Origin of the sequence: Arcobacter sp. F155, from assembly GCF_004116455.1 — a bacterium.
In the GTDB taxonomy this organism is placed as follows: Bacteria; Campylobacterota; Campylobacteria; order Campylobacterales; family Arcobacteraceae; genus Halarcobacter.
The window spans coordinates 146,631-156,628 of sequence record NZ_PDJU01000002.1; the positions used below are offsets into that span (position 1 = coordinate 146,631).

Below are 9,998 nucleotides of genomic sequence, written 5' to 3' on the forward strand. Positions count from 1 at the left end.
TTCCTACTTTTATCTCCCACACTTGGAGTATCACTAAGCCTTTTTTCTACCCAACTAAAATCATTTTTATTTGAGTATATTTATGAAGTCGTATTTTTCACTATTAGGTCATTGTAGTGAATCACATTCTCTTTTGAAAAATTCCATATAGTTCTATCTAACAAATCAGGTGCTTTTTGTTCTAAGTATGATGGCTCGATAATGCATATAGAATATTTAGGACTTATAGGATAGTAAATCTCTATCCCTTTACTATTAAATCCATTTGAATAAAGTATATGATTTAGATTTGCTTTTTTTACTACAGGATTATCACATGTAAAAAATGGTATTTCACTATTATTTACACAAAATATCCACTTATAGTACATTATGATATTTTCAATATCTTCTGCGATATCAAACATCATTCTAAGATGTTGTATTTTTGTATATTTTTCATCAACACTTACACTAAAAGAATCTTTTCCAAACTTACCACTTCTAACACTTTCTATATACTCTTTAAAGCTATCTTCACCTAACTTTTTTTTTAACTCTTCATCTTGTTCTATTTTATCAATATTATCTATCATCGTACCTGCAAGATGTTTTCCAAACTGCTGTGTAAACTGTTCAAATACTATTCTTGTTTCAGTAGTTCTAGTGTGTTGTAATGCGATGAAAAATGACAATTCTACTATATCTTCTATCTTTATAAATTGATGTTTTATGAAATAATCTAATGGCAATGCTCTTACATCTTCAACTCTTTTAATGATACCTTTTATCACTTCACTGTTGATAGCTTCTATCTCAGACAATGACTTTTCATAAAGTTGCCCTGTTATGTATTCCAATACTTTTGCTTTTTCAGTCTCATCTTTGATGGTTTCTTCTATTTTCTCACACATTTGATCCATCTGTTCTTGTGAAACATCAGGAAAATCATAAAAATAGTTTGACGATGCTACACTTTGCACACTGTTTGAAAATGATTTTTTCAGATTTTTATCATAAACCCATATTTGACTATCTGATATATCATTTAGCCATCTTTTTAAATAAAACTGTGGTACATAGTGTTGTCGTTTAACTTTCTTCATAAACCAACCTCTCCACTTTTAACTTTTTTCCTAAATAGTATTTGAGGTAGTAAAGTATTTTTTGTAAAATAAACAAATACATAAAGTGCAAATCCTACTAAAGTATTAGCTACTATAGTAATAAATTCAAAATGCATTACATAATAAGTAATCATAAAGAGTAATGCAATTTTAAATGATGATATTTGATTTTTAATAACTATGTATCTAAAACAAAGCATAATAAATATATATTCAAATAAAGAATTTATTATAGACAATGGTCCAAAATTAGCATAATTATATGCAATTATTCCACTTGTAATAGTACCATACACATTATTAGTACCTTCAATAATTTTCTGATTTGAAATATCAACAACATGCTCATATACTTTTATATTAGGGTTTACGATTGTATCTCCTATTATAGTGGAGTAAAAATAGTATTTTAAGTCAAAATCAAAAAACATATAATAATCTATAACATACGGTATAGTTTGTGTAAATCTTGTAATACCAGCTATTATTGGTACAGCAATTTGAAAATCATGATGCTCTCCCATATTAATTTGATAATATGTCAAATAAGACAAAACTATAATTGTAGAAAATAAAATTAAATATTTTAATCTAAAATAAAATAGCATAATTACTAAGTAGGCGAATGCTATTGAAACCATTCCATTTTTAGTTGCAAAAATAAAATGCTCAAATAATCCAAATAAAGCTAGTCCAAAAATAAATGCAAAGATAGATGTTATTTTTCGTTTTTGAAATAAATACTCGATAGATACCCCTAATACCAATACATACATAAATGATTTAACCAAGAAAATAAAAAATGGACTATAATCTAGTGATGCTCTATAAGCCACAGATTCAGAATATGAAGAAAAAGCAATATTAAAAAATACTTGATTTACATCTACATTCATAAGTATATAAATAGTAGCTAAACCTATAACTACGAAGTATTTTGAAGTATTAATAAACTTTATGTCATTGTTTTGTTTTCCAAACAAAACAATGCTTATCATAATAAATACATAAGGTATAACATACACAAGAATTGAATAAATTATCCAACTCATTAAGCTTGGAGTAATTATATTTAAACCAGAATTTGGATAGAAAATATCAGTAAATTCAGTAATAAAAAGTGTGAATGTTCCACCTATCATATAAAAAGTAAAATAATAAAAATATATCAATTTTGGAATAAAAGTATGTTTTACTTTTTTGTATAAATGAATATATAACAACAAAAAAAATATACTAACAACTACTTTGTATAAAAGAATCCACTCATTCATTTAAAAAATCACCTAATTTTATATAGTCTTCATCTGCTAAATATTTATTTGATTGCAAGCTCTTAAAATTCTCAGAAATTTCGTTATAGTTAAGATTTTCTATAAATTTTATTAGATTTTCTTTATCACAACACTTTATAGTCTCACCTATACGATACTCTTCTACAAGCTCACCTAAATATGTGCCACTACTAGTAATAATAGGCACCTGAAAATACATAGCTTCATACAGTTTGTTTGGCAGTGCTATCTTGTTGTTTAAAGACCCATTAGTAGTATCATAAGGCATATAAAGTATATCAAGACTCGCATATATCTTTGCACTATCTTGAAAAAAATTGTACTCTCCAAAATATTTTATATTATTATATTTATATGCATACTCTTCTACTAGTTTTTGATAAGTCCCTTTTCCATATATATGTACTTCAAATCTATCATCATTTTTCACAGTTTCAAAAAGTATTTCATAAGGTTTTCCCTGCAAAAGAAGTCCAACTATTCCTATAACAACTTTATTATTGTTTATTTTTTTAACTTTTTGGGGTAATAAAGTTGATAAAGGTTTATTTTCTAACAAAAACCACTTACCATTAAATATTTTACTATAATACATATCATAAAATTTTGGCGAAGTTACTATAAGCTTATCTACAAACCTGAACATAAACTGCTCAATTGCTCTCATCACTTTTGATTTTAAACTATTTGTATAGGTATGACTTCGTAGGTCTGATATCTCAATCACTATTTTTGTATTAGTTTTTTGGAAAAGTGTACATATTTTAAAAAATGCCAATGTATCTATATTGTTTACAATTAATGTATCATATTTATTAACTTTTAATATTTTGTATAACTTTTGTACAGATTGTAAATATTTACCTATTCGCTGAAGATAGTTTCCATTTGATATGCTTGCTATATTTTCATTTAACTTACAGCTACTATTATACTCATCTGATAAATCTTTCATATAATCACGATAAAAGTAAATCACACTTACATCATTTGAAGTAGCTAAGTGTTTTATCTGCTTTACAAATCTAGGATTTGGCTGATGTGAAAGTAAAAATAGTATCTGTTTTTTATCCATTATTTACCATCCAAATATTGAGTGAATATAGTATCCACAGTTGATACCCATAGTTTTTACTTTGGCAGTGTTTACTGTAAATATCTTCAAGAAATTCATCTTTGATATACTCTTTTATAGGTGAGTTTTTATCTAAAATATCATTTTTAAACCACACTGGCATAGTATCTTGTAAAAATGGATTTAGAAGCATCCCAAATCCTACTTTTGGAGCATTTACAATATACTCAGGTAATTTATCTTTGGCAATATCTTTGATAATAGTCTTTGCTCCATGCTTCATTTTTATACTCCACGGTAGTGATGCACTATATTCCACCAATGTATGATCCATAAAAGGACTTCTCGCTTCTATACTTGCAGCCATGCTTGGATAATCAACTCTTGGAAGTAATAGTTCTGCAAGTCTAAGCTTATATTCTACATTTAAAACTTTTCGTAAAAAACTATCTTTAGAGTCTATATTTATCTCATCACTTATCTTTTTGATAATCTTGTATGAGTCGTAACCTTTATTTTTCTTCCAAAATTTTGATTTTTGATTTTCAGAAAAACCAAATATAAACCTTCGTGCATAAACTGGGTTTTCTAAAACACTGTTTACTTTCTTCTTTATTTTATTTGGAAATGGAAGTTTGGTAATAATCCTTGACAAACTCTCTGGAATAAATTTCATATACTTATCAAGCTTTACAAGTTTATCATAAATAGGGTATCCACCTATCTCATCTCCACCTTCTCCCACAAGTAAAACTTTAAATCCATTTTCTCTTACTATTTTTGATATACCATACATCAAAGCCGTATTTGGATCACCTGTTGGTATATCTTTTGAGATGCTCAAATACTCTTCTATCCAGTCTATAAAATCTTGCTCTGAGATTTGATTTGGCAAGTATTTTACACCCATCTCTTTAGAGTATTTTTCAGCTATCACCGACTCATCAAATTTTGAAGTTTTTTCATATGAGATATTTATAGTAGATATCTCATCACTTCTGTTTTGTTTAGTATAAAAAAGATTGAGCGAACTATCTAGCCCTCCACTAAGAGCTATAGAGATAGTTACATCAGCTACATTTCTATACTTCATAGCAGTTTCTAACAACTTTTCAGTCTGTTCCTTAGCTTCATCGTAGCTACAACTATTCTTGGTATTTAGATAATCAGCTATATCCCAATACTTATGTTTACTCATACCAGAACTTGATATCTCATAATAATATCCAGCTTCAATTTTAGATACATTTTTAAAAAATGTTTGCGGTGCAGGAACAGTTAAAAAAGTAAGATAATGATATATAGCTTCATCATTAAACTCTTTTTTTATCAGTCCACTTTCAAAAAAAGCTTGATTTTCAGAAGAAAAGTAGAGTGTATCATCTACCGTTGTAAAATAAAAAGGTTTTTTACCAAATCTATCTCTTACTAAATATACTTTTTGTTTAACCTTGTCATATAAAGCTATTGCGAACATACCTGTAAACTTTTGCAGAGCTTCTATACCCCATTTTTTATAAGCATAAATAATCACTTCAGTATCTGAGTGATCAGTTTTAAATACAAACTCATCTTTGAACTCTTTTTTTATCTCTTCATGATTGTATATCTCACCATTAAAAACTATTACAATATCTTCATCATGACTTAGCATAGGCTGATTTGAACCTGTTGATAAATCTATTATCGAAAGTCGTACATGTCCAAAAACCACATTTTCATCACTCCACATTCCACTTGCATCTGGTCCTCTGTGAGAGATAGAACTATTAAATTTTTCTACATACTCTTTATCATTTTCTTTAATATTTTTAAAATTTATTGCACCTGTTATTCCACACATTTTATTTTCCTTATTTTAGAAGATTTATTAAAAGCATTTTAATGTACCCTGAATCTATAATAGTCTTTTGTAAGTAAAATATGCAAAAAAACAAATATAATAGTGCGCCATAAAAATAAATACTGCTTGAATATTTATATTTATCCTCATTTTCTACAATAGATAAATATTTATCTGAATAAAAAATAAACATCACAGACCCCATACTTATAAGACCAACTAAGTAATATGTGTAAGGAACAACTAAAACACCTGGAAGATAAGTAAATGCAAGTGCAATAAGAAATGGTATTGAATCTTTAAATGAAATTTTATGTAATACTTGTCCAAAAATATATAATCCTGGATTATCACTATGTCCTGCATTATGATAAAAAGATGGCTCTCCCCATACACCATAAATGTTAGCATTGTTAATACCTAATATTGACTGTTCAACTTCTCTATATCTTCCACCCCAAGTTATAATAATATCATTGTCTTCTGCATTAATAATTTTTTTTAAACAATTAGCCATTTTTTTCCTTCCTAAAAACTAAAAACTTATTTAAAATATAAAAACTTACCGTATAAAAAAACATAGCAAATATTTGTCCTACAGCAGGTGATAAATTTAATATATTCAAACATATAAACAAGACACATATATTAATAGTATAAGCAATAAAAAAAGATATAACAAATTTAAATAAATGTTCAATTGATGTATGTGTTGTATTAAATACAAAATATTTGTTTAAAATAAAAGCTGTGCATAAACCAAAAAAATAACCAATAGCATTTGCATAGTATGCACTTAAAGATATAAAATAAACCAAAAAAAGGAAGACTCCATATCCTACAGCAGTATTTATTAATCCTGCTAAAACATAACGAAAAACTTCTTTTATATTATTCAATTTCCTTAATCCTTGAATGTAAGTTATCTATAAATAATTTTAATTGATTTAATTTATTAGAGTCTAAATTGGATAAAACATCCCATGTTTTAAATGTTGAAATTAACTGTTCAACTGTTCTAGGACCTATTATAATTCCGTTATAAATAGTATTGAGAAAAATGAATGCCATATTTAAGTCATTTACAGTACTTAAACCATTATCTATGATTTGATTATCTTGTAAACTAGTTGATATTACCTCTTTTAGCTTACTAGAGTAATTAATTTCTCTTATTCGTGCTGAAACTGATTTCTCATCTGAAAGTTTAATTCCTCCCATATTGATTCCATATGCATAATATTTTGCAAGGGGAAAATATTCTTGATAATTTAATCTTGCTTCTTGAGTTAAAAAATTCTCTTTACATTGTATAATCCAATCATCTACTAAATCTGGCATCGCTTCATAATAAAATCTTGGATTTTTAATACCTGATAATCCTATAGATAAATTGTTTTTTTCTTTAATTTCTTTTAGAGCAATTACAGTTTCTTGTACTAATTTAAAATCTTTATTTTCTATTCTATTATCCCAATGTACTGATATACATCCCAAAGAATCACCAAAAATATCTGTAAGTCTTTTAGAAACTGTTAATATATTATTGCTTGATAAATCAAAATTAGGTGTACCTAAATTATCAATAGAGCCTACTTTTACAATTATAAACAATTTTTTATTATTGATTTTAATCCACTCTTCTATCCATAATAAAGCCAAACCATAATCTTTTATATTTTTATTTATTGGATAATTAGTTGCACAATCAATATATAAACCACCATTTTCCACATAATTGTCTAAAATTAAAAAAGCTTCTTTTTTTGAAACACCCCATCCCCACAATGCTGTTCCCAGAATTAATCTTTTTTCAATATTATTCATTTATTATTTTCCAATCTTTTTTTCAATATATTCATCGCTTTAAGATACTCAATAGATAACTTTATAATTTTTACTTTAGAGTTTGGATCATCTGTCCAAACAACTGGCAAGTCAAGTATTTTGTACTTCTTATAATCAGCTACAACTAAAAGTTCTGTTGAAAAAAACCAACCATCATTATCTGCTCCATTTCTAATTAAATCATTTAATATAGTTCTTTTTAAAAACTTAAATCCACACATTCCATCTGTAAAATTTCCATTAAATTTAAAATTCAAAATTTTATTAAATACTTTACTAGTAAAGTTTCTTAAGGGAGTTCGTCCTATAACGACAGACTCTTTTGCTAATCTTGTACCTGCAACTATTTCAAAATTTTTATTTAATAATGCATCAAAAACTTGATGTAAATGTTTTAAATCGGTAGCCAAGTCCAAATCCATATAACCAACTATATCCGCTGTACTACTTTGCCATGATGCTTTAAGTGCTCTTCCAACTCCTCTTTGTTCTAGTCTTAAATATCTTATTTGAGAGTTATTTGCTTCTAATTCTTTTGAAAACTCTTGAGTTTTATCTGTAGAACCGTTATCTGCAATTACTAATCTAATTTCTCCATATTTATTACACTCCTTATTTATAAAACTTAAGATCTTTTCAATCTGCGTTTTGAGTGTATCTTGCTCGTTCAAAACTGGAATAGTTATTTCAATTTTTGGTTTTGACATTTTTATTAACTCCTTTTAAATTCTTGAAAATATATTCCAAAAATGTCTTTTTTTAACACCTAAAAACTCTTTTGTCTCTTTTATAGTGTCAAGTATTTCATAGATATTATCTATTTTCCCACCCATGATATTTGAGAAATTTTTCATCTCATAATCTTTTGTAAAAAGTATTGGTCTTCCATCATCCATTTCATTTTTTACTTGTACTGTTTTTACTTCAAAAATACTATCCTTATAAATTGCATCTTCAAGAAGCGGAATATATCTTTTTGCATCATTTATCATATATCTAAAGTTTGATTTTTTTTCGTATTCTTTTAGCACTTCATAACCATTGTTGTATTTTTCTTTGTCTATCCAGCTTCCGTGTGGGGTATATCGTACATGACTTAGAGTATTTAGTCCTCTTGAAGGAAAAGGCATAATAGAAAAAAATGGTCCATCCATCACTGTAATAGAAAAGTTTTTAAGTTCATCTGGGAGCTCTATCAAAGACATCTCAGTAATTTCATGCTTTAGATTTAGCAGTGGTAAGTGTGAGTTTTCTAAAACTGTATTGAGTCCTGAGTATGTACAGTTAAATACAAACTTTGCATTAAGCTTCTCATCATCTTCTAAATGAACATTTATAGACTCACCACTTTGCTCTACACTGTTTACTCTTGTCTTTAATCTTAATTCACATCCGCTTTCATCATATTTATCTAAAACTATCTCTTTGAGTATTTTTGCATCAAAAGCAAACTCTTTTACTCTAAATACTTCATCAATAAGCTTATCATTAAACAATGCTTTAGTATGTGCTGGTGCTTTACTAATAGGTGCTCCCATTTTTTTATATATTTCATAAAATTGATTTGCATTTACTTTTGAACCTATCTTTGATATAGCATAATATTTATCAAAATCACTTTTTATTGCTTTTTCAAAATCCATAATAAACCTTGGAAAATTAGCTAAAGACCTAAATGCAGTCACTAAACTTCTAGGATAGTGATACCCCATATGAACTCTAGCTTGATTTACATAGCTGGCTCTTTGCAATATATCACTTTCTTGTTCTAGCACTAGAACATCATCGAAATATTCTTTTAGAAAAAGTCCTAATGTGGAACCAAAAAAACCACCGCCAATTACTATACAATCATATTTTTTCAAAACTTAATACCTTTACTCACTATCAATATTCTTTTTATTAGAGAAAATAGCCATACTACTTTTTTCATTTGTGATTTCGTAAAATGGGGTATTCTTTTGGTTTTGTATAATCATTCTAATATATTCACCCAATACTGCTAGTACTAAAAATAGTATAAAATACATAGATGAATTATAGAAATTCGAAGATGTCCACCCTTCCACTACATTGTCTCTAAAAAAATAACTTCCTAATACATACATTGTATAAAAAAGATTTAAAAGTGATGCACCTAAAGAAAGTATTGTTGCCATTCTTATAAGTCTATGTGAATAATTTATAAGAATGTCGATAGTAAAGTTTATATTATCTAAAAAATTCCTTTGATTACTTTTTGGACCTAATGGCATATAAGAATATTCATATTTTGAAAATCCGTTATTAAATTTTAAAAGTTTCAAAAATTTTACTCTATCTTCATTTTTTGTTATGAAATTTATTACCTTTCTATTTATAATAAAAAAATCACTATACATACTGTTTATTTTGATACCCGTAAATAATGAAATGGTTTTGTAAAAAAACCTTGATGTAACTGCCTCAAAAAAAGATTGTACTTTTTTTTCTCTTTTTCCTACAATAACATCATAGTACTCTGCCTTTTCCAGCATGTTTTTTAAGTCATCTAAACTGTCATGTGCTAAATCTATAATAACACAATAATCTCCAATACAATTTTCAATTAAAACTGTATGTGCAACTTCAATATCAACATAATTTGAAAGTTCTATAATTCTTAAATTACTTATTTCTTTAACCAAATTATTATAGTCTTGCTGACTTTCTAAAATCATATTAAAATTTAATAATAAAATTTCAAAATAAGAATATTGTTTTTCTATCATATTGTGCAAAGCTTTAATTTGATGAACAGTAATTTTATCACTTAAAACAATTCCAACTGAAACAAAATTATCTTTTTTCAT

The 9,998-nt window shown here is 26.8% G+C and carries 10 protein-coding genes; all 10 read right to left on the reverse strand.

Going from position 1 to position 9,998, the window contains the following annotated elements:
* Positions 1–80: 80 nt before the first annotated feature.
* The 10 genes from CRV03_RS03210 to CRV03_RS03255 all read right to left on the reverse strand — a co-directional run bounded on the left by CRV03_RS03210 (position 81) and on the right by CRV03_RS03255 (position 9,998).
* Positions 81–1,085, reverse strand: a complete 1,005-nt coding sequence (locus CRV03_RS03210; protein WP_129083706.1) for a DUF4238 domain-containing protein — start codon at positions 1,083–1,085, stop codon at positions 81–83.
* Positions 1,082–2,104 carry a hypothetical protein gene (locus CRV03_RS03215; RefSeq protein WP_164968607.1) on the reverse strand — a complete coding sequence of 341 codons (1,023 nt, stop codon included), beginning with the start codon at positions 2,102–2,104 and terminating at the stop codon, positions 1,082–1,084. The genes CRV03_RS03210 and CRV03_RS03215 overlap by 4 nt, the downstream gene beginning before the upstream one ends.
* 268 nt (positions 2,105–2,372) lie before the next feature.
* Entirely contained in the window at positions 2,373–3,476 is a 1,104-nt protein-coding gene (locus CRV03_RS03220; protein WP_129083708.1) for a glycosyltransferase, read from the reverse strand.
* The gene (gene asnB, locus CRV03_RS03225; RefSeq protein ID WP_129083709.1) at positions 3,469–5,319 is read right to left on the reverse strand and encodes an asparagine synthase (glutamine-hydrolyzing); all 1,851 of its coding nucleotides are present in this window, start codon (positions 5,317–5,319) and stop codon (positions 3,469–3,471) included. The genes CRV03_RS03220 and asnB overlap by 8 nt, the downstream gene beginning before the upstream one ends.
* A 10-nt stretch (positions 5,320–5,329) precedes the next feature.
* Positions 5,330–5,836, reverse strand: a complete 507-nt coding sequence (locus CRV03_RS03230; protein WP_129083710.1) for a hypothetical protein — start codon at positions 5,834–5,836, stop codon at positions 5,330–5,332.
* A complete protein-coding gene (locus CRV03_RS03235) occupies positions 5,829–6,218 on the reverse strand; it encodes a GtrA family protein (protein WP_164968608.1) in 390 nt (129 codons plus the stop codon). The genes CRV03_RS03230 and CRV03_RS03235 overlap by 8 nt, the downstream gene beginning before the upstream one ends.
* A complete protein-coding gene (locus CRV03_RS03240) occupies positions 6,211–7,146 on the reverse strand; it encodes an aldo/keto reductase (protein ID WP_129083712.1) in 936 nt (311 codons plus the stop codon). Before CRV03_RS03240 ends, CRV03_RS03235 begins: the two co-directional genes overlap by 8 nt.
* Positions 7,143–7,874 (reverse strand): glycosyltransferase, encoded by a 732-nt coding sequence (locus CRV03_RS03245; RefSeq protein ID WP_129083713.1) that lies wholly within the window; start codon positions 7,872–7,874, stop codon positions 7,143–7,145. The genes CRV03_RS03240 and CRV03_RS03245 overlap by 4 nt, the downstream gene beginning before the upstream one ends.
* A 15-nt stretch (positions 7,875–7,889) precedes the next feature.
* Positions 7,890–9,032 (reverse strand): FAD-dependent oxidoreductase, encoded by a 1,143-nt coding sequence (locus tag CRV03_RS03250; RefSeq protein WP_129083714.1) that lies wholly within the window; start codon positions 9,030–9,032, stop codon positions 7,890–7,892.
* A 12-nt stretch (positions 9,033–9,044) separates the two neighbouring features.
* Entirely contained in the window at positions 9,045–9,998 is a 954-nt protein-coding gene (locus CRV03_RS03255; RefSeq protein ID WP_129083715.1) for a hypothetical protein, read from the reverse strand.

Excerpts from the sequence above, each read along its gene's own strand:
- CRV03_RS03215 (WP_164968607.1), bottom strand. The coding sequence starts at position 2,104 with ATGATAAGCATTGTTTTGTTTGGAAAACAAAACAATGACATAAAGTTT.
- CRV03_RS03245 (WP_129083713.1), bottom strand. The coding sequence starts at position 7,874 with ATGTCAAAACCAAAAATTGAAATAACTATTCCAGTTTTGAACGAGCAA.
- CRV03_RS03255 (WP_129083715.1), bottom strand. The coding sequence starts at position 9,998 with ATGAAAAAAGATAATTTTGTTTCAGTTGGAATTGTTTTAAGTGATAAA.
- CRV03_RS03240 (WP_129083712.1), bottom strand. The coding sequence starts at position 7,146 with ATGAATAATATTGAAAAAAGATTAATTCTGGGAACAGCATTGTGGGGA.
- CRV03_RS03230 (WP_129083710.1), bottom strand. The coding sequence starts at position 5,836 with ATGGCTAATTGTTTAAAAAAAATTATTAATGCAGAAGACAATGATATT.
- asnB (WP_129083709.1), bottom strand. The coding sequence starts at position 5,319 with ATGTGTGGAATAACAGGTGCAATAAATTTTAAAAATATTAAAGAAAAT.
- CRV03_RS03220 (WP_129083708.1), bottom strand. The coding sequence starts at position 3,476 with ATGGATAAAAAACAGATACTATTTTTACTTTCACATCAGCCAAATCCT.
- CRV03_RS03210 (WP_129083706.1), bottom strand. The coding sequence starts at position 1,085 with ATGAAGAAAGTTAAACGACAACACTATGTACCACAGTTTTATTTAAAA.